Genomic DNA, 19591 nt, shown 5'->3' on the forward strand with positions numbered 1-19591 from the left:
TCTTATATAATAAAAATTGTAAGGCCCTATAAATAATTAATGACATACTCTTTTACTGAGAAAAAACGAATTAGAAGACAATTCGGTACACTCCCTGACGTCATGGAGTTGCCATATCTTGTTAAAACACAAACTGATTCATATCGTGATTTTCTTCAAGCTTCAAGCGATCCTGATAAAAGAGATAATAAAGGCTTAGAAGAAGTCTTCAGATCAATCTTTCCTATAAATAGTGCTTCTCAAAATGCTGCGCTTGATTATGTCAGTTATGAGCTTGAAGATTGTTTATATACTCCAGAGGAATGCAGGCTAAAAAGTATATCTTACGCAGCAAAATTGCATGTAAACCTTCAACTAAGGCTAATGGATAAAAATACACAATATAAAACTGTTAAAGAAAAGGGAATAAGCCCTGACCGAGTTTTTCTTGGTGAAATTCCTCTCATGACAAAAGATGGAAGTTTTGTTGTTAATGGAACTGAAAGAGTTGTGGTATCCCAATTACATAGATCACCTGGCGTGTTTTTTGATCATGACAAGGGCAAAACTCATGCCTCTGGAAAAGTACTGTATGCAGCAAGAATTATCCCTTACAGAGGCTCTTGGCTGGATTATGAATTTGATGCAAAAGATTTAATTTATGCTCGTATAGATAGAAAAAGAAAATTTCCTGCAACTGCAATATTAAAGGCTCTAGACCTTTCAGATATAGAAATTTTAAATGCTTTTTATGAGTCTCTAGATGTGGAAATAAATAATAAGAAAATTTATCTAAATGTTGACCCTAAAAATTTCAAAGGAAAGGCTTTTGACTTTGACCTTAAAGTAGGAAATTTAGAAGTTGTATCGGGGAAAAGAATAAATGCAAAAGTTGCAAATGAACTAGAAAAACAAAAAAACAAAAGCCTTGAAATAGACTTTGATAATTTTATAGATCAAACAATTGCGGAAGACATCATTGACAAAGAATCAGGAGAGGTCCTCGTTACAGCAAATACAAAACTCGATAAAACAATATTAAAGAAATTAATTGAAAGTGATTTTAGCTTCAAAATTCTCTATATAAATAGTATCGATAGTGGGTCATATATTGCTGATACATTAAGAAATGATCCAAGCACTAATAGACTTGAAGCGCTAGTTGATATTTACAGAATGTTGAGACCTGGAGAGCCTCCAACAAAAGAATCAACTGAAGTTTTATTTAATAACCTTTTCTTTTCCGAGGATAGATATGACTTATCAGATGTTGGAAGGATGAAATTAAATTGGAGATTAAAAATTGAGGATAGAACAGATGTTCACGTTCTAACAAAAGAGGATATTATTGCCGTTCTAAAGAAACTAGTTGATATAAGAAATGGTAAAGATACTGTCGATGACATTGATCATTTAGGTAACAGAAGAATTAGATCTGTTGGAGAGATGACAGCTAATCAATTAAGAATTGCCCTTGTAAGAGTTGAGAGGGCTGTAAAAGATAGATTAGGAATGGCTGAAACTGAGGGTTATAAACCTTCAGATCTTATAAATGCTAAACCTATAACTGCTGCATTTAAGGAATTTTTTGGTTCAAGTCAGCTATCACAATTTATGGATCAGAATAATCCTTTATCAGAAATTACACACAAAAGAAGAGTTTCAGCTTTAGGCCCCGGTGGATTATCAAGAGAAAGAGCGGGTTTTGAGGTACGAGATGTTCATCCCACACATTATGGTAGAGTTTGTCCGATTGAAACTCCTGAAGGTCCTAATATTGGACTAATTAATTCTTTATCATCTTACGCAAGGACTGATAGATATGGTTTTATTGAAACTCCATATAGAGTTGTAAAAGAGGGAAAGGTTACTGATGAGATAATTTATCTCTCTCCAATAATGGAGAGTAATCACTATATTGCGCAGGCAAATGTTGAGCTCGACAAAAAAGGAAAATTTACATCAGATTTTGTAACAGCAAGACATCAAGGTGAAACAAGTTTAACAAGCGTTGGAATGATTACATTAATGGATGTATCACCAAAACAAGTCCTATCTGTTGCTGCATCACTTATACCATTTTTAGAAAATAACGATGCCAACAGAGCACTCATGGGATCAAACATGATGAGACAGGCAGTACCTACACTTATTCCTCAAAAACCTTTGGTGGGAACTGGTTTAGAAAGACAAGTTGCAAGAGACTCAGGTGTATGTGTTGTTGCAAATAACTCTGGAGTTGTTGATTCAGTTGATGGTGGAAGAATAGTTATAAAAGTTTCTAGTGGGGATAGTGTAAGTGTTGATATATATAATCTCGTTAAATATACAAGATCGAACCAAAACACATGCATAAATCAAAGACCGCTTGTTAAAAAAGGAGATGTTGTAAAAGCAGGTGACATTATAGCTGACGGGCCATCAATAGATCTTGGAGAGTTAGCAATTGGACAGAATATGAGAATAGCTTTTATGCCATGGAACGGATTTAATTATGAAGATTCTATTCTAGTTTCAGAAAGGGTTGTTCAAGAGGATAGACTTACAAGCATTCATATCCAAGAACTCACTTGCACAACAAGAGATACAAAACTTGGTATGGAAGAAATTACTTCAGACATCCCAGGTGTAAGCGAATCAGCTTTATCAAAATTAGATGAAAATGGAATTGTTTATGTTGGAGCAAAAGTAGAGGCTGGAGATATTTTAGTTGGGAAAGTTACGCCAAAAGGTGAAACACAACTGTCACCTGAAGAAAAATTACTTAAAGCTATATTTGGAGAGAAGGCATCAGATATTAAAGACACTTCATTGAGAGTGCCGTCAAGTGTAAGTGGAACAGTCATTGATGTTCAAATCTTTACACGAGATGGAGTTGATAAAAATCCGCGTGCTAAAAGTAATGAAGATCTAATGATGTCTGAATTTAGCAAAGATTTAGATGATGAAATGCGAATTGTTACTAATTCACTTAAAAATACAATCATTCAAGCTTTAAAGAAAGAGAATTTAATAAAAGCAAAAGGGAAATTAACTCAAGAGTCTTTGGAAGAAATGGATTTAGCAGCCGTTCTTAAAATAAAAATAACCAATAAAAAAATTACAGAACTTCAAAAAAATGTTTCAGATCAATTCAAAAAATACCAAGCTGAAAATAAAGAAAAAATGAATATTTTTAAGCAAAAAGTTGCTGGTGGAAATGATTTGGCTCCAGGTGTACTTTCTGTTATTAAAGTTTATTTAGCTGTAAAAAGAAAAATACAAGCAGGCGATAAGCTTGCTGGAAGACATGGTAATAAAGGTGTTATTTCAAGCATTGTTCCAGTTGAGGATATGCCCTACGATGAAAATGGTGAACCAGTAGATATAATTCTAAATCCTCTTGGTGTACCGTCAAGAATGAATGTAGGTCAGATTTTAGAGACGCACTTAGGGCTTGCTTCAAAAGGTCTTGGTAACCTGATTGATAAGATGCTAAAAAATAAAGAAAAATTAGATAAAGTTAAAAAAGTTTTAAATGATATATATTCTTTTGGACCTAGAACTAAAGATGATGTTGGTTCAATGAAAGATATTGAGCTTAAGGAACTTTCAGAAAACTTGAAAGATGGTGTTCCATTTGCAACGCCAGTTTTTGATGGAGCAAATGAACACCAAATAAAAGAACTTCTTAAATATGCTGGACTACCTGAAAGCGGCCAATTTGATTTATATGACGGACGAACAGGTGAAAAATTTGATAGGCCAGTTACGGTTGGTTATATGTATATGTTAAAACTTAATCACTTAATCGATGACAAGATGCACGCCAGATCTACAGGTTCATATAGTCTTGTTACACAACAGCCTTTGGGAGGAAAAGCTCAATTTGGTGGACAAAGGTTTGGGGAAATGGAAGTTTGGGCTCTTGAGGCTTATGGTGCTGCCTATACTCTGCAAGAAATGTTAACAGTTAAATCGGATGACATAATTGGAAGATCAAAAGTTTATAAAAATATCGTAGACGGTAACTATGAGGTTGATTCAGGTGTACCAGAATCATTTAACGTTTTAAGTAAAGAAATTAAGGCTCTTGGCCTTAATCTTGAGTTGGAGGACTCATCAGAGGAATAACATGCAAGACATAATTAAAAATATTAATAAAAGTTCAAAAAGAAATTTTGATCTAATATCTTGTGGTTTAGCTTCACCGCAAATGATCAGATCTTGGTCTTGGGGTGAAGTAAAAAAACCAGAGACCATAAATTATAGAACCTTCAAACCTGAAAGAGATGGTCTTTTCTGTGCAAGGATATTTGGACCTGTCAAAGATTTTGAATGTCTTTGTGGAAAATATAAAAGAAGAAAACATAGAGGTGTTATTTGTGAAAAATGTGGTGTAGAAGTAACAGCAACAAAAGTAAGACGTGAGAGAATGGGGCATATTGAGCTAGCCTCTCCTGTTGCTCATATTTGGTTCTTAAAATCTCTCCCATCTCGAATAGGTCTCTTCCTTGATATGACTCTAAGAGAAATAGAAAGAGTTCTTTATTACGAAAGTTACGTTGTTGTTGAGGCAGGGATAACTGATCTCACAAAAGGACAACTTCTCACTGAAGAGGAATACTCCGAAGCTTTAGATGAATATGATGACGACTTTACAGCACTCATGGGTGCAGAAGCTATTCAAATTCTACTCACTGATGTAGATATGGAAAAAGAAACACAATTTATTAAAGAAGAATTAAATACTAGTGGTTCCGAGACAAAAATTAAAAAACTTCAAAAAAGACTGAAATTGATGGAGGCCTTTAAAGAAAGCGGTCAAAAACCTGAATGGATGATAATGAATGTTTTGCCAATTTTACCTCCAGACCTAAGACCATTAGTTCCATTAGATGGTGGAAGATTTGCAACATCTGACTTAAATGATTTATACAGAAGAGTAATAAATAGAAATAACAGGTTAAAGAGACTTCTTGAACTAGGAGCTCCAGAAATCATTGTTAGAAATGAAAAAAGAATGCTGCAAGAGTCAGTTGATGCTTTGCTTGACAATGGAAGAAGAGGTAGAGCTATTCTTGGAACAAACAAAAGACCATTAAAATCCCTTGCAGATATGATTAAAGGCAAACAAGGAAGATTTCGTCAGAATCTATTAGGTAAGAGAGTTGATTATTCTGGACGTTCAGTAATTGTTTCTGGGCCAACCTTAAAATTACATCAATGTGGGCTGCCAAAAAAAATGGCACTTGAGCTCTTCAAGCCTTTCATATTAAACAGATTAGAACAAAAGGGTATAACGGTCACAATAAAAGCTTCAAAACAATTAGTAGAAGAGGAAGCACCAGAGGTTTGGGATTGTTTAGATGAGGTGATAAGGGAACATCCTGTGCTATTAAACAGAGCTCCAACTTTACATAGGCTTGGCATTCAGGCATTTGAGCCAATTCTTATTGAGGGCAAGGCAATTCAATTGCATCCTCTAGTATGTGTTGCATTTAATGCAGACTTTGATGGAGATCAAATGGCTGTACACGTTCCTTTATCCTTAGAAGCTCAATTGGAGGCAAGGGCATTAATGATGTCAACAAACAACATACTTTCACCTGCAAGTGGAGAGCCAATAATACAACCAAATCAAGATGTAGTTTTAGGGGTTTATTACTTAACTAAAGAGGATAAAGATGTAGAAGAAAAGACAAGGACATTTGTTGATGTTCATGAGGTTAAAAGAGCATATTTAGAGAAACAAGTAAGCCTTCATTCAAAAGTAAATGTACGAATTAAAAAAGCTGAGGGTTTAAAAATTGTCTCAACTACAGTTGGAAGATGCTTATTTTTTGAAATCATGCCGCAGGAATTAGATTTTGAAGAAGTAAATAAAACATTTAAGAAAAAAGATATTCTTAAACTTATTTACAAAGTTTACAGAGATTTTGGTCTAAAAGAATCTGTTCTATTTGCAGATAAGTTGATGTATCTAGGGTTTGAATATTCAACTACTTCTGGAGCTTCAATTGGTGTAAATGACTTTGAGATCCCTGATGACAAAAATGAAATTATCTCTAAAGCAGAATCAGAAGTTAAAAATATTGAGCAACAGTTTGAATCAGGACTTCTAACAAAAGGAGAGAAATACAATAAAATTATTGATATCTGGTCAAGGACTAATGAAAAGGTTGCATCTTCAATGATGAAAGCTCTTGGCGATAAAGTAGAAGTTGATAAAAATGGTAATGAGGAAGTAATTCCATCATTTAACAGTGTATTTATGTATGCAGATTCCGGAGCAAGAGGTTCCGCGGCACAAATACGACAGTTAGCTGGAATGAGAGGTCTTATGTCCAAACCTGATGGGAGTATTATTGAGAGTGCAATTACATCAAACTTCAGAGAAGGCCTATCGATGCTTGAATACTTTACTTCAACCCATGGTGCACGAAAAGGTCTCGCAGATACTGCTCTTAAAACAGCAAACTCTGGATATCTTACAAGAAGACTAGTAGACGTATCGCAGGATGTCGTAATAACTACTGACGATTGTGAAACTACTGAAGGAATAACAGTTGAGGCCATTATTGATGGTGCTTCTGTGATTCAAACCATTTCAGAAAGAATTCTTGGCAGGGTTTTACAAGAGGATATTAAAAAAGATGGGAAAGTTTTATTTGAAAAAGGACATTTATTTGATGAAGAGTCAGCAGAGGTAGTACAAAATTCAGGGATCAAAAAAGTAAAAATTCGCTCACCAATTACATGCGAGGCATCTCTTGGTTTGTGCGCAAAATGTTATGGGAGAGATTTAGCTCGTGGACACTTAGTTCATGTAGGTGAGTCTGTAGGAGTTGTAGCAGCACAATCAATTGGAGAGCCTGGTACACAACTTACAATGAGGACATTCCATATAGGTGGTGCCGCTTCAGGTTCAGCTGAAGACGATTCAATAACAACGCTTCGTGGTGGAAAAATAGTTTTTGATGCATCACTAAAGACGGTTGAAAAGAAAAATGGAGAAGCAATTGTTATCTCTAGAAACGCTTATTTAACTATACAAGATGACGATGAAAATCTTCTTGAAAAATACTCAATTCCTTATGGAGCAGAAATTCTTCATACAAACAATACAAAGGTCGACCCTGGAACACTTATTGCAAAGTGGGATCCTCTTACTCTACCTATTATTTCGGAACAAGAGGGAACAATTGTTTTTGCTGATCTAACAGAGGATGTAACTATGAAAGTTGATATTGACGAATTGACAGGATCAACTAAGAGAGAAGTTATTGATGTTAATGAAAGGCCACTAAAAGGAAAAGGAATGACACCAACAATTAGCGTTCTGAATGATAAGAAAAAAGCTCTTGCAACTTATACACTTCCTTCAAAATCAATTTTGATGAAAAACAATAGTAATAAGGTTTCTAAGGGAGAATTTATAGCTAGAGTACCTGTCGAAGGAACAAAAACAAAAGACATTACAGGTGGTTTACCAAGAGTTGCAGATTTATTTGAGGCAAGAAAACCTAAAGATGGTGCAATTTATTCTGAACTTTCTGGAGTGCTTTCATATGGAAAAGAAACTAAGGGACGTAAAAGACTTGTGATTACACCAGAAAAAGGTGAGCCGTGGGAAGTTATGGTTCATAAATACAGAGCTGTTTCCTTCTTAGAAGGAGACACTGTTCAAAGAGGTGATATTCTTTGTTACGGACCTACCGATACACACAGCTTATTGCATTTACATGGTGTTGAAGAATTAGCTAAACACTTAATATCTGAAGTTCAGGATGTATATAGATTGCAAGGCGTTGTTATTAACGACAAACATATAGAAGTAATAACAAGACAAATGCTGAAGAAAGTTACAGTTATTGATTCAGGAGATAGCGGCTTCATTGAAGGGGATGTCTTAGAAATTGCAAAAGTAAGAGCTGAAAATAAAACTTTAGAGGATTCAGGTAAAAAGCCTGTTAAATTTGAGAGAATGCTGCTAGGGATAACAAAAGCAGCGTTATCGACTGATTCATTTATATCGGCAGCTTCTTTCCAAGAAACTACAAGGGTTTTAACTGAAGCGGCTGTCACAAGCAGAAAAGACATCTTAAAAGGTTTAAAAGAAAATGTAGTTGTTGGTAGATTAATTCCTGCTGGAACAGGGTTTGCAGCAAATCAAAAAGCAAGTGTATCTTCAGAAGAAATACAAGATATTGAAGAGGCATTGAAAAAAGAACTTCTAGAGAGCTTTCAGTAAATATTGACCGATGATATTCACTGCTATATTATTCTCCTTTTGATATGGCTACGATAAATCAATTAGTAAGGAAACCACGAAAAACTAAGCGTGCTAAGAGTGATGTTCCTGCACTTAAAAATTGCCCACAAAGAAGAGGGGTTTGCACACGTGTTTATACAACAACCCCAAAGAAACCTAATTCTGCTTTAAGAAAAGTTTGCAGAGTTAAACTTACCTCGAAATTTGAAGTTACATCTTACATTGGAGGTGAAGGTCATAATCTTCAAGAACACTCAGTAGTTCTTATAAGGGGTGGAAGAGTAAAAGATTTACCAGGTGTTAGATATCACACCGTGCGAGGCGCTCTAGATACTTCAGGAGTTGCAGATAGAAAGCAAGGTAGATCTAAATATGGAGCTAAGAAAGCTAAAAAATGAGAAGAAGAGCAGCTCCAAAAAGAAAAATAATTCCAGATTCAAAATACGAGAGTGAGCTTGTAGCTAAATTTATGAATCAACTTATGGTTGATGGGAAGAAGTCAATTGCTGAAAAAATTGTATACGGTGCATTTGATGAGTTAGAAAAGTCAGTACAAAAAGAAAGCCCAGTTGACGTATTTAAAAAAGTTTTAGACCAAGTAGCACCGGTTGTTGAAGTTAGATCTAGAAGAATTGGAGGAGCTACATATCAAGTTCCTGTTGAAGTTAGAGCAAAAAGAAGAACTGCATTAGCGATGAGATGGTTGGTTGAAGCAGCTAGAAAAAGAAAAGAAAAATCAATGCCTGCAAGATTAGCTGCTGAGTTAAAAGAAGCAATGGATGGAAAAGGAGCAGCAGTAAAAAAGAAAGAGGATATGCATAAAATGGCTGAAGCAAATAAAGCTTTTTCACATTTCAGATTTTAAAAATGGCAAGAAAAACACCTTTAAACCGTTACAGAAATATAGGAATTTGTGCCCATGTTGATGCTGGTAAGACAACTACAACTGAAAGAGTTCTTTTCTATACTGGGATTTCACACAAAATTGGGGAAGTGCATGACGGAGCTGCAGTTATGGACTGGATGGAACAAGAACAAGAACGAGGAATAACCATTACATCTGCTGCAACAACATGCTTTTGGAAAGGTATGGATCAACAGTTTGAAGAACACAGAGTAAATATTATCGATACTCCTGGGCACGTAGATTTTACTATTGAGGTAGAGAGGTCATTAAGAGTTCTTGATGGAGCAGTTGTTGTTTTTTGTGGTTCCTCCGGTGTTCAACCACAATCTGAAACGGTTTGGAGACAGGCAAACAGATATGAGGTTCCACGAATTGTTTTTGTAAACAAAATGGATAGAGCTGGAGCTGACTTTGAAAGGGTTATAGGACAAATTAGAGAAAGATTAGGTGCGACTGTCGTTCCTATACAATATAACATTGGAGCTGAAGACGATTTTAAAGGTGTTATTGATCTTATAAAAATGAAAACAATCACTTGGAATGAAGCTGATAAAGGATCTACTTTCGAATATACAGATATACCTGAAGAGCTTAATTCAAAATGCCAGTCTCTAAGAGAGGAATTAGTTGAAGCGGCTGCAGAAGCAAATGAAGATTTAATGGAAAAATATTTAGAAACATCAGACCTATCAGAGGAAGAAATAAAAAAAGGCCTAAGAGAAAGAGTTTTATCAAACGAAATAACTTTAGCATTATGCGGTTCAGCATTCAAAAATAAGGGCGTTCAAGCAGTTTTAGATGCAGTTATAGAATTTTTACCAGCTCCAGATGAAGTTAAGGCTATCGAGGGAGTCAACCCTAAAACAGAGGAAAGCACCTCAAGAAGTTCAAGTGATGAAGAGCCTTTTTCAGCACTTGCATTCAAAATAGCTACAGATCCTTTTGTAGGCAATCTTACTTTCGTAAGAGTTTATTCTGGCGTTCTGTCTCAAGGTGATGGCGTTATCAATACAGTTAAAGATGATAAAGAAAGAATTGGAAGAATGGTACAAATGCACTCTAACAACAGAGAGGAAATAAAAGAGGTTAGAGCAGGCGATATTGCTGCTTGTATAGGACTTAAGAACGTAACTACTGGGGATACACTTTCAGATGAGAAAAACTTAGTTGTTCTAGAAAGGATGGAATTTCCTGAACCGGTTATATCTCTGGCAGTGGAGCCAAAATCAAAACCTGACCAAGAAAAGATGTCAATAGCACTTGGTAAGCTTGCACAAGAAGATCCCTCTTTTAGGGTGAGTTCAGATGAGGAATCAGGTCAAACAATAATATCTGGAATGGGAGAATTGCATTTAGAGGTTCTGGTTGAAAGGATGAAAAGAGAATTCAGTGTGGAGGCAAATGTAGGGAAACCTCAAGTTGCATATAGAGAAGCAATTACACAAAACGTTGAAGTTGAAGCTAAATATGCAAAACAGTCAGGTGGTAGAGGCCAATATGGACATGTTCTAATGAGAATGGAACCTAGCGAAGAGGAATTTGAATTTATTGATGAAATCAAAGGGGGAGTCATACCAAAAGAGTATATTCCTGCAGTTTCTAAAGGTGTTAAAGAACAACTTCAAAATGGTGTTATAGCAGGATATCCACTACAAGGAGTAAAGGTGACACTATATGATGGCTCATATCATGATGTCGATTCAAGTGAAATGGCTTTTAAATTAGCTGGGTCAATGGCAGCTAAAGATGGTGCTATGAAGGCAAAACCTATACTACTAGAGCCAATGATGGATGTAGAAGTTGTAACTCCTGAAGATTATATGGGTGATGTAGTAGGAGATTTAAATAGACGAAGAGGACAGGTTCAAAATATGGAAGATATCCCTTCAGGAAAGGCTATTAAAGCACTTGTTCCCCTTGCAGAAATGTTCGGTTATGCAACAGATTTGAGATCTGCAACACAAGGAAGAGCAACATACACTATGGAGTTTCAAAAATATCTAGAAGTTCCTTCAAATTTAACCGAAGAAATAATCAATAAGAATTAGTCAAATCCTTTGACAGCACATATCTAAAGCCCTAAAATTGTGGTCTTTCGGTATGAATTGATAGTATGGAACAGCAAAAAATTAGAATTAAATTAAAGGCTTTTGACCACAAATTAGTTGATAAATCTACTAAGGAAATAGTCGAGACCGTGACAAAGACTGGGGCCAAAGTTATTGGACCTATTCCACTGCCTGTAAAAAAAGAAAGACTGACAATTCTAATTTCTCCACATAAAGATAAAGATGCAAGAGATCAATATGAGACTAGGACTCATAAACGTCTTTTCGATATCATTAACCCAACAGAACAAACTGTTGACGCACTTATGCGATTAGATATTGCAGCAGGTGTTGATGTAAAAATTACCCTTAATTAAAATGCTTGGTCTGGTTGGTTTAAAAAAGGGTATGTCGCGCGTCTTTAAAGATGATGGTAACTCTATTCCTGTAACAGTAATTAAAATCGAAGATAGTAAAATAGTCCAAAGAAAATCCCAAGAAAAAGATGGTTACTTTGCTGTGCAAGTAAATTATGGGTCTAAGAAAAAAGTATCAAAAAGTTTAGAAAAAAAATTCACAACAAAGAATAAGGGATACTTAACCGAATTCAGTGTTTCAGAAACTGAATTTAATGAATTAAAAGAAGCCAAAAAACTCTCTTTAAAAGGGTTTACAGTAAATTCTAAGGTTGATGTGTCAGGAATATCAAAAGGAAAAGGTTTTTCTGGAGTAGTTAAAAGGCATAATTTTAAGACACAAGATGCTACACATGGAAATTCATTATCACACAGAGCACCAGGTTCGATTGGTCAATGTCAATTTCCTGGAAGAGTTTTTAAAGGAAAGAAAATGGCAGGACAATATGGAAATACTAAAGTTACTATTCAAAATTTAGAAATCGAAAAAATAGATTATGACGAAAATCTTATTTTGGTAAAAGGGTCAGTACCTGGACCAATAGGAACTTTTTTAAAGATTACACCATCTATAAAAGAAAAACCAGAGGCAAAAGCTAAACCAGAAGAAAAATCAGAAGAAGTAGAGGATAAAAAAGATGCCTAAGTCTGAAACTAGTAAAAGCACTAAAACTGCATCACCAAAATTACCTTCTGAAATTTTCTCAGTAGACTTTAATGAATCTTTAGTACATCAGGTTCTTACAAGCTATATGAGCTCTGAAAGACAAGGATCAGTGTTATTAAAAAATCGTTCAGATGTAAGAGGCGGAGGAAAAAAACCTTTTAGACAAAAAGGGACTGGTCGAGCAAGAGCTGGAACTATAAGAAGTCCTATTTGGGTAGGAGGTGGAGTTACTTTTGCAAATGTAAAGAACTATAAAAAGAAAACAAACAAAAAAATGGCAAAAAAAGCTATTGCATCAATTCTTTCAAAATTCAAGACTGAAAAAAGATTAGATCTCGTAAAGGATATTAAATTTAAGGAGGGTAAAACTAAAGAAGCTAAATTATTCTTCGAAAAAATGAAATTAGATTCAGCACTTTTAATTTCCGATGAATTTGATCAGAAATCTATTCTAGCTATGAGAAATCTGAAGAATTTCTCTTTTTTAGAGGTATCAGATTTAAATCCCTACGATCTTATTAAAGCCAAATATATTTTAATAACACATTCATCTGTACCAAAAATAAAGGAGCTTTTAAATGTTAAGTGAAAAAACATATAAACAAATTCTTTCTCCTTTAATAAGTGAAAAATCTGCTATTCAAAAAAGTGTTTCAAATACTTATGTTTTTAAAGTTAATAAAGATGCTACAAAGACGGAGATTAAAAAAGCGACTGAAGAAATTTTTGGTGTCGTTGTGAAATCAATAAGAGTTTTGAATACTAAATTTAAAAATAAAAGAACAAGATTTGGCAAATACAAAACTAAAACCTTTAAAAAAGCTTATATAAAACTGGAGGAAGGGAAAGAAATTAATCTAGAAAACCCTTTTAAATAATGGCAATTATTAAGGCAAAACCAACATCACCAGGTAGAAGGTTCAGAGTAAATATTAAACAAGATCTTTACAAAGGAAGACCAGAAAAGACTCTCGTAGAGTCAAAAAAAAGAACTTCTGGAAGAAATAATAATGGAAATATTACAGTGCGCCATAGGGGTGGAGGCCATAAAAGACTGTATAGAATAATTGATTTTAAAAGAAACAAATTTGATATTGAAGGTGTTGTAAAAACAATCGAATATGATCCTAATAGATCAGCAAATATTGCATTAATTGAGTATAAAGATGGAGATAAGTCTTACATAATTGCTCCTAAAAAATTAAAGGTTAAAGCAAAAATTTTATCTGGAGAAAATGCTCCAATAAAAGATGGGAATTCGCTGCCATTAGCTAAGATTCCACAAGGAACTGAAGTTCATTGTATTGAAATGCGTCCAGGAAAAGGCGCTCAAATAGCTAGAGCTGCCGGCACAACTGCTAGATTGGTTGCAAAGGAAGGTAAGTATGCAACATTGAGACTAAGTTCTGGTGAAATGAGAAAAATACTCCTGAGTTGTCGAGCTACTGTAGGCGTAATATCGAATGAACAACATAATTTACAATCGATTGGTAAAGCAGGTGCAATGAGATGGAGAGGAATTAGACCAACAGTCAGAGGTGTTGCAATGAACCCAGTTGATCATCCACATGGTGGAGGTGAAGGAAAGACTTCTGGCGGAAGAAATCCAGTATCTCCTTGGGGCACACCTACCAAAGGATATAGAACAAGAAAACCAAAAGCGAGCGATAAACTCATAGTGAAAAGGAGATATAAATAATGGCTAGGTCAAGTAAAAAAGGACCATTTGTTGATCATTCTCTTGAGAAAAAAGTTCTAAAAGCGATTGAGACAAAAGATAAAAAACCAATAAAAACTTGGTCAAGATCATCCATGATAACTCCTGACATGGTTGGATTGACTATTGCTGTTCACAATGGAAGGCAGCATATTCCTGTATTTGTTAGAGAGGATATGGTTGGCCAAAAATTAGGAGAGTTTTCCATGACAAGAACATTTAAATTACATTCAGGAGATAGAAAAGTAAAAACATAATGGAAGTAAGAGCATATCTAAGAGGAGCAAGACTCTCACCACAAAAAGCTGGGTTGGTTGCAGACCAAATCAGAGGATTGGGCGTGGAAAAAGCCTTAGATATATTAAATTTTTCAAAGAAAAAAGGAGCAGATTTAATTAAAAAGCTACTTAACTCAGCAATTTCAAATGCAGAAAATAATGAAGAAGCAAACATAGATGAATTAGCAATTAAATCCATAATAGTTAACAAAGGATTCGTTATGAAGAGAATAAAAATTAGAGCAAGAGGTAGAGCAGATAGAATCAGAAAACCTTTTTGCAACATTGAAATAATGCTTACAGACAACAAGGAGGCTAAAGATGGGTCAGAAAGTTAATCCAGTAGGCTTCAGATTAGGAACATCTAGAGATCACGATTCTATTTGGTTTGCAAAATCAAAAGATTATTCAAAGCTTGTTTTACAAGATTTGAAAATTAGAAAAAGAGTAAAAGAAATTCTTCCTCAAGCACCGATTAGCTCTGTAGTAATTAAAAGGACAATGGAAGAGGTAATTATAGATATCAAGACTTCAAGACCAGGAATAGTAATAGGAAAGAAAGGTGAAGAGATTGAGAAAATCAAATCTGAGTTAAAGAAAGTAGTTAAACAAGATGTGAAATTAAATGTTGTTGAAGTTAAGCAGCCTGATTTAGATGCTCAATTAGTGGCAGATTCAGTAACACAACAACTAGAAAAGAGAATTATGTTTAGAAAAGCAATGAAAAGAGCTGTGCAAAATACTATGCGTCAGGGCGCTAAGGGCATAAGGATAGAGGTTTCTGGAAGGCTAAATGGAGCTGAAATAGCAAGATCTGAGTGGTATAGAGAAGGTAGAGTCCCTCTTCATACGCTAAAAGCAGATATTGATTATGCAACAAGTGAAGCGTTAACAACTTATGGGATTTTAGGCGTTAAGGTTTGGATTTACAGGGGAGATGCAAATGCTTCAGCCTAAAAAAACAAAATATAGAAAACAAATGAAGGGCAGAAATACTGGTTTTGCTTCAGCTGGGAATCAAGTTTCTTTTGGCGATTTTGGACTGAAGGCTGTGGGCCATGCAATGGTTACTTCTCGTCAGATAGAGGCTGCTAGGAGAGCGCTGGTTAGATATATAAAAAGAGGTGGAAAAGTATGGATAAGAGTATTCCCTGATAAGCCAATTACCAAAAAACCCTTAGAAACCAGACAAGGTAAAGGAAAAGGGAATGTTGAGTATTGGGCTAGTCCTGTAAGGCCTGGAAAAATTTTATATGAAGTAGCTGGTGTATCTGAGAAAGATGCACAAAAAGCTTTTGAACTTGCAAGTGCAAAACTTCCTATGGCTACAACTTTTACAAAGAGAGGAGCAAATGGCTAAGAAGAAAGTTAAAGACTATGAGTCGATGAAATTAGAGGCTCTGCAGAAAGAATTAATTTCAGAGAGGAAAGAGTTGTTTGAGAGCAATTTCAAGCATAAAATGGGCCAGCTTAAAGAAAGTCATCTTCTGAAAGAGAAGAAAAAAAATATAGCAAGAATTAAAACAGAAATGAGGAATAAAAATGCCAGTTAGAACTCTGCAAGGAAAAGTGGTTAGCCATAAAATGTCAAAAACTAGAACAATTTTAGTCAATAGAAGGCAAAAACATCCAAAGTATGGCAAATACATAAATCTTTCAACTAAATATCATGCACATGATGAAAAAGATGTTTCAAAAGAAGGCGATGAGGTTCTAATTCAGGAGTGTCGTCCAATTTCTAAGACAAAAAGTTGGAAAATTTTAGAAGTTTTAGGTGGAAAAAAAGCAGTGAAAAAGAAAGCCGAAAAAAAGGTTAAAGAAGAAATAAAAGCTGAGGAACAAAAAGAATGATTCAAACACAAAGCATGTTAAATGTTGCAGACAATAGTGGTGCACGTGAAGTTATGTGCATTAAAGTTTTGGGTGGATCAAAAAGAAGAACTGCAAATATAGGCGATGTAATCAAGGTAGCAGTGAAAGATGCGCTGCCACAAAGCAAGATTAAGAAAGGTTCTGTCATGAACGCATTAATTGTGAGGTCAAGATCAGGTGTAAGAAGAAATGACGGATCCAAAATTGGTTTTGATGAGAACGCAGTAGTTCTTTTAAATAATAATAAGGAACCTATTGCTACAAGAATCTTTGGCCCTGTTACACGTGAGTTGAGATCAGCTAAATTCATGAAAATTGTATCACTCGCTCCGGAGGTCCTTTAATGAAACAAAAAAGTACAAAACTAAGAGAGGGCGATGAAGTGATTGTTATCTCAGGTAAAGATAAAGGAAAGAGAGGGAATATATCAAGAATTATTGGCCAAAGATGTATTGTGAACGATATGAATCTTGTTAAAAGACATACTAAGCCTAACCCACAATTAGGTATCACTGGAGGAATAGTTGAAAAAGAAATGTCGATCCATCTATCAAATTTAATGATATGGAATGGCTCTTCTAATAAAAGAGACAAGATTTCGTTTGGGGAATTAAAGGATAAAAAAGTAAGGCTTTTTAGATCAAATAAAAAAGAGGTGAAAAAGTGAATTTAAAAAATCATTATCAAAAAGAAATAGTTCCAAACCTCAAAGAGAAACTTGGTTATAAGTCTGTTATGGAGGTCCCTAAGCTTGAAAAAATTACAATAAATATGGGTGTAGGTGAAGCTTCAAAAGACAAAAAAATTCTAGAAAATGCTTTAAATGACTTAGAGGCTATATCAGGACAAAAACCTGTTGTAACTAAGGCTAAACAAGCTGTTTCAACTTTTAAAATTAGAGAACAATATCCTATTGGCTGCAAAGTAACTTTAAGAGGCAATAAAATGTACGATTTTTTTGAAAGGCTTATTAATCTTGCAATACCAAGAGAAAAAGATTTTAGAGGTTTAAATCAAAAATCTTTCGATGGGATGGGAAATTATAATCTTGGCATTAAGGAACAGATAATTTTTCCAGAGATTGATTATGACAAAATAGATAAGTTGAGAGGAATGGATATAGCAATTACGACTTCTGCTAAAACAGATAATGAGGCAAAAGAACTTCTAGAGAGTTTTAACTTTCCATTCAGGGGGAAAAATGGCTAGAAAATCAATCATAGAGAGAGAAAAAAAGAAACTGAAGTTAACTTCTCAATATTTAGAGAAAAGAAAAAGTATTAAAGAAGAAATGAGAAAAGCTGAGACATTTGAGGAAAAAATGGAAGCACAAAAAAAACTTCAAAAACTTCCTAGAAATTCAAATCCTAATAGAGTTGTCCGTAGATGTGAATTGACTGGTCGACCAAAAGGGGTTTATAGAAAATTTGGGCTTAGTAGAGCAAAGCTTAGAGAGCTTGCAATGGCAGGGAAGCTGCCTGGAGTAAAAAAATCAAGTTGGTAACATTATGACAGATCCTATAGCAGACCTTTTAACAAGAATAAGAAATGCTTTAATGCGTGGGAAGAAAAACGTAAACGCACCCTATTCAAAGTTAAAACATGAATTGGTGAAGGCTCTGGTAAAAGAGGGCTTTTTAGAGGGTGTTAAAAAAGTTAAAAAAGACTTTGACGAACTTGAAATTACACTGAAATATCATGAAGAAAAACCTGTGATAAAAGAAATATCAAGAGAATCAAAACCAGGTTTGAGGAAATACGTTAACTATAAAGATATTAAACCTTACAAAGGAGGTTTAGGTATAAAGCTGTTAACAACAAGTAAAGGAATTTTAACTGACAGCCAAGCAATAAAAAATCAAGTGGGCGGAGAGATAATCTGCAGAGTGTTTTAATGTCAAGAATAGCGAAAGATCCAGTAATCATCCCTGAGGGAGTAACAATAAATATTGTTGATAACTTGCTCGAATTTAAAGGTTCTAAAGGAGAGCTTTCTCTTCATATTCACAATTCTATAAGTTTTGAAATGAAAGATAATCAAATTGCTGTAAAGTGGTCCAAAGACGAACACAGAGCAATGGCCGGAACAATGAGGTCGTTAATTAATAATTGTGTCATTGGAGTGAGTGAGGGCTACACCAAAAATATAAAACTCAATGGTGTTGGTTATCGTGCAAATGTGCAAGGAAAAAAAATTACCTTAACCCTAGGATTTTCTCACCCAGTAGAATATCAACTACCCGAAAATGTTGAAGCTAAGTCTGAGGGGCAGACTGAATTTAATTTAACATCTGCCGATAAACAACTACTAGGTCAGGTATGTGCTGAGATAAGAGCTTTTAGACCTCCAGAACCTTACAAAGGTAAAGGAGTGTTCATTGACAATGAAACTATTATAAGAAAAGAGAGAAAGAAGGCAGCAACAGCGTAAAAAATGAATAAGAAAGAAACAAGAATAAGAAGAACTAAGAAACTGAGAGCTTCTCTAAAAAAGAAAGAGTCTTTGAGATTATGTGTGAGCAGATCTCTTAAAAATATCTCAGTGCAGTTAATTGACTCTAATAATGGAGCAGTGCTTGCATCAGCCTCGACTAATCAGAAGGAATTTAAAGGAAAAAACGGAGGAAATATTGACGCTGCTAAAAAAATTGGCGAAACAATTGCGGCTAAAACAATTAAATTAGGACATAAAAAAGTTTCGTTCGATAGATCTGGATTCAAATATCATGGAAGAGTAAAAGCATTAGCTGAAGGAGCTAGAGAAGGAGGGCTAGAATTTTAATGGAAAATTTAGATCCACAAAATAATCAACAAGATGCTCTTGAAGAGAAGCTTGTTCAAGTTAATAGAGTTGCAAAAACAGTTAAAGGAGGAAGAGTAATGTCCTTTACTGCTCTTACTGTTGTGGGAGATGGAAATGGAAGAGTTGGTTACGGTAGAGGGAAAGCTAAAGAAGTTCCAGTTGCAATTCAAAAAGCTCTAGATGAGGCAAAAAAGAGTTTAGTAAATGTAGAATTAAACGGAAATACACTCTGGTACCCTGTTACAGAAAAAAGTTCAGCAACCAAAGTCTACATGCAGCCAGCATCTGAAGGTACTGGGATTATTGCTGGCGGTGCAATGAGAGCTGTGCTTGAGTTGGTTGGAATAAAAAACGTTCTTGCAAAGTGTTACGGATCTACAAACCCAATAAATGTTGTAAGAGCAACAATTAATGGATTAGCAAAAATGGAGTCTCCAGATAATGTAAAAGAGAGGCGTGGAAAATGAGCAAAGTCAGAGTGAAGCAATTAAAAAGCCTTATAGGTAGAAAAAAAGATCACAAGCTTTGTATATCAGGTTTAGGCCTTAAAAGAATTGGTGATGAAAAAATTCTTGAAGATACCCCTTCCATTAGAGGAATGATCAACAAAGTTGCATACATGCTAGAAGTTGAAGAGGTCAAAAAATAAT

General features: G+C 34.8%; 25 protein-coding genes. All 25 read left to right on the plus strand.

Annotation, left to right across the window (positions count from 1 at the left end):
* Positions 1-39 precede the first annotated feature (39 nt).
* The 25 genes from rpoB to rpmD all read left to right on the plus strand — a co-directional run bounded on the left by rpoB (position 40) and on the right by rpmD (position 19590).
* Positions 40-4092 carry a DNA-directed RNA polymerase subunit beta gene (gene rpoB, locus M9B42_00795; GenBank protein ID URQ64388.1) on the plus strand — a complete coding sequence of 1351 codons (4053 nt, stop codon included), beginning with the start codon at positions 40-42 and terminating at the stop codon, positions 4090-4092.
* A gap of 1 nt (position 4093) precedes the next feature.
* Entirely contained in the window at positions 4094-8212 is a 4119-nt protein-coding gene (gene rpoC / locus M9B42_00800; protein URQ64389.1) for a DNA-directed RNA polymerase subunit beta', read from the plus strand.
* 44 nt (positions 8213-8256) lie between these two features.
* On the plus strand, positions 8257-8631 hold the full coding sequence (rpsL, locus tag M9B42_00805; GenBank protein URQ64390.1) for a 30S ribosomal protein S12: 375 nt from the start codon (positions 8257-8259) through the stop codon (positions 8629-8631).
* The gene (rpsG, locus tag M9B42_00810) at positions 8628-9098 is read left to right on the plus strand and encodes a 30S ribosomal protein S7 (GenBank protein URQ64391.1); all 471 of its coding nucleotides are present in this window, start codon (positions 8628-8630) and stop codon (positions 9096-9098) included. Before rpsL ends, rpsG begins: the two co-directional genes overlap by 4 nt.
* Before the next feature lie 2 nt (positions 9099-9100).
* A complete protein-coding gene (fusA, locus tag M9B42_00815) occupies positions 9101-11188 on the plus strand; it encodes an elongation factor G (GenBank protein ID URQ64392.1) in 2088 nt (695 codons plus the stop codon).
* Positions 11189-11253: 65 nt separating this feature from the next.
* Positions 11254-11565 (plus strand): 30S ribosomal protein S10, encoded by a 312-nt coding sequence (gene rpsJ / locus M9B42_00820; protein ID URQ64393.1) that lies wholly within the window; start codon positions 11254-11256, stop codon positions 11563-11565.
* 1 nt (position 11566) lies between these two features.
* Positions 11567-12250, plus strand: coding sequence for a 50S ribosomal protein L3 (gene rplC, locus M9B42_00825; protein ID URQ64394.1), 684 nt, complete (start codon positions 11567-11569; stop codon positions 12248-12250).
* Positions 12243-12860: a 50S ribosomal protein L4 gene (gene rplD, locus M9B42_00830; GenBank protein URQ64395.1), complete on the plus strand. Its 618-nt coding sequence runs from the start codon at positions 12243-12245 to the stop codon at positions 12858-12860. The genes rplC and rplD overlap by 8 nt, the downstream gene beginning before the upstream one ends.
* Positions 12850-13149 carry a 50S ribosomal protein L23 gene (gene rplW / locus M9B42_00835; protein URQ64396.1) on the plus strand — a complete coding sequence of 100 codons (300 nt, stop codon included), beginning with the start codon at positions 12850-12852 and terminating at the stop codon, positions 13147-13149. The genes rplD and rplW overlap by 11 nt, the downstream gene beginning before the upstream one ends.
* A complete protein-coding gene (gene rplB / locus M9B42_00840) occupies positions 13149-13970 on the plus strand; it encodes a 50S ribosomal protein L2 (GenBank protein ID URQ64397.1) in 822 nt (273 codons plus the stop codon). The genes rplW and rplB overlap by 1 nt, the downstream gene beginning before the upstream one ends.
* The gene (gene rpsS / locus M9B42_00845) at positions 13970-14245 is read left to right on the plus strand and encodes a 30S ribosomal protein S19 (protein URQ64398.1); all 276 of its coding nucleotides are present in this window, start codon (positions 13970-13972) and stop codon (positions 14243-14245) included. Before rplB ends, rpsS begins: the two co-directional genes overlap by 1 nt.
* Entirely contained in the window at positions 14245-14604 is a 360-nt protein-coding gene (gene rplV / locus M9B42_00850) for a 50S ribosomal protein L22 (protein URQ64399.1), read from the plus strand. Before rpsS ends, rplV begins: the two co-directional genes overlap by 1 nt.
* A complete protein-coding gene (gene rpsC / locus M9B42_00855; GenBank protein ID URQ64400.1) occupies positions 14588-15223 on the plus strand; it encodes a 30S ribosomal protein S3 in 636 nt (211 codons plus the stop codon). Before rplV ends, rpsC begins: the two co-directional genes overlap by 17 nt.
* Complete coding sequence (gene rplP, locus M9B42_00860) at positions 15210-15626, plus strand: 50S ribosomal protein L16 (GenBank protein URQ64401.1); 417 nt, start codon at positions 15210-15212, stop codon at positions 15624-15626. Before rpsC ends, rplP begins: the two co-directional genes overlap by 14 nt.
* Positions 15619-15819, plus strand: a complete 201-nt coding sequence (rpmC, locus tag M9B42_00865) for a 50S ribosomal protein L29 (protein ID URQ64402.1) — start codon at positions 15619-15621, stop codon at positions 15817-15819. Before rplP ends, rpmC begins: the two co-directional genes overlap by 8 nt.
* Positions 15803-16117, plus strand: a complete 315-nt coding sequence (rpsQ, locus tag M9B42_00870) for a 30S ribosomal protein S17 (protein URQ64782.1) — start codon at positions 15803-15805, stop codon at positions 16115-16117. Before rpmC ends, rpsQ begins: the two co-directional genes overlap by 17 nt.
* Positions 16114-16482: a 50S ribosomal protein L14 gene (gene rplN / locus M9B42_00875; protein ID URQ64403.1), complete on the plus strand. Its 369-nt coding sequence runs from the start codon at positions 16114-16116 to the stop codon at positions 16480-16482. Before rpsQ ends, rplN begins: the two co-directional genes overlap by 4 nt.
* Positions 16482-16805 (plus strand): 50S ribosomal protein L24, encoded by a 324-nt coding sequence (gene rplX, locus M9B42_00880; protein URQ64404.1) that lies wholly within the window; start codon positions 16482-16484, stop codon positions 16803-16805. The genes rplN and rplX overlap by 1 nt, the downstream gene beginning before the upstream one ends.
* Entirely contained in the window at positions 16802-17347 is a 546-nt protein-coding gene (gene rplE / locus M9B42_00885; protein ID URQ64405.1) for a 50S ribosomal protein L5, read from the plus strand. The genes rplX and rplE overlap by 4 nt, the downstream gene beginning before the upstream one ends.
* Positions 17340-17642 carry a 30S ribosomal protein S14 gene (gene rpsN, locus M9B42_00890; GenBank protein URQ64406.1) on the plus strand — a complete coding sequence of 101 codons (303 nt, stop codon included), beginning with the start codon at positions 17340-17342 and terminating at the stop codon, positions 17640-17642. Before rplE ends, rpsN begins: the two co-directional genes overlap by 8 nt.
* A 4-nt stretch (positions 17643-17646) precedes the next feature.
* Positions 17647-18033: a 30S ribosomal protein S8 gene (gene rpsH, locus M9B42_00895; protein URQ64407.1), complete on the plus strand. Its 387-nt coding sequence runs from the start codon at positions 17647-17649 to the stop codon at positions 18031-18033.
* Positions 18033-18569 carry a 50S ribosomal protein L6 gene (gene rplF, locus M9B42_00900; protein ID URQ64408.1) on the plus strand — a complete coding sequence of 179 codons (537 nt, stop codon included), beginning with the start codon at positions 18033-18035 and terminating at the stop codon, positions 18567-18569. The genes rpsH and rplF overlap by 1 nt, the downstream gene beginning before the upstream one ends.
* A 3-nt stretch (positions 18570-18572) precedes the next feature.
* On the plus strand, positions 18573-18920 hold the full coding sequence (rplR, locus tag M9B42_00905; protein ID URQ64409.1) for a 50S ribosomal protein L18: 348 nt from the start codon (positions 18573-18575) through the stop codon (positions 18918-18920).
* Positions 18920-19408 carry a 30S ribosomal protein S5 gene (gene rpsE, locus M9B42_00910; GenBank protein URQ64410.1) on the plus strand — a complete coding sequence of 163 codons (489 nt, stop codon included), beginning with the start codon at positions 18920-18922 and terminating at the stop codon, positions 19406-19408. Before rplR ends, rpsE begins: the two co-directional genes overlap by 1 nt.
* Positions 19405-19590: a 50S ribosomal protein L30 gene (gene rpmD / locus M9B42_00915; protein ID URQ64411.1), complete on the plus strand. Its 186-nt coding sequence runs from the start codon at positions 19405-19407 to the stop codon at positions 19588-19590. The genes rpsE and rpmD overlap by 4 nt, the downstream gene beginning before the upstream one ends.
* Position 19591 lies beyond the last annotated feature (1 nt).

The organism is SAR86 cluster bacterium, from assembly GCA_023703535.1.
Classification (GTDB): domain Bacteria; phylum Pseudomonadota; class Gammaproteobacteria; order Magnimaribacterales; family TMED112; genus TMED112.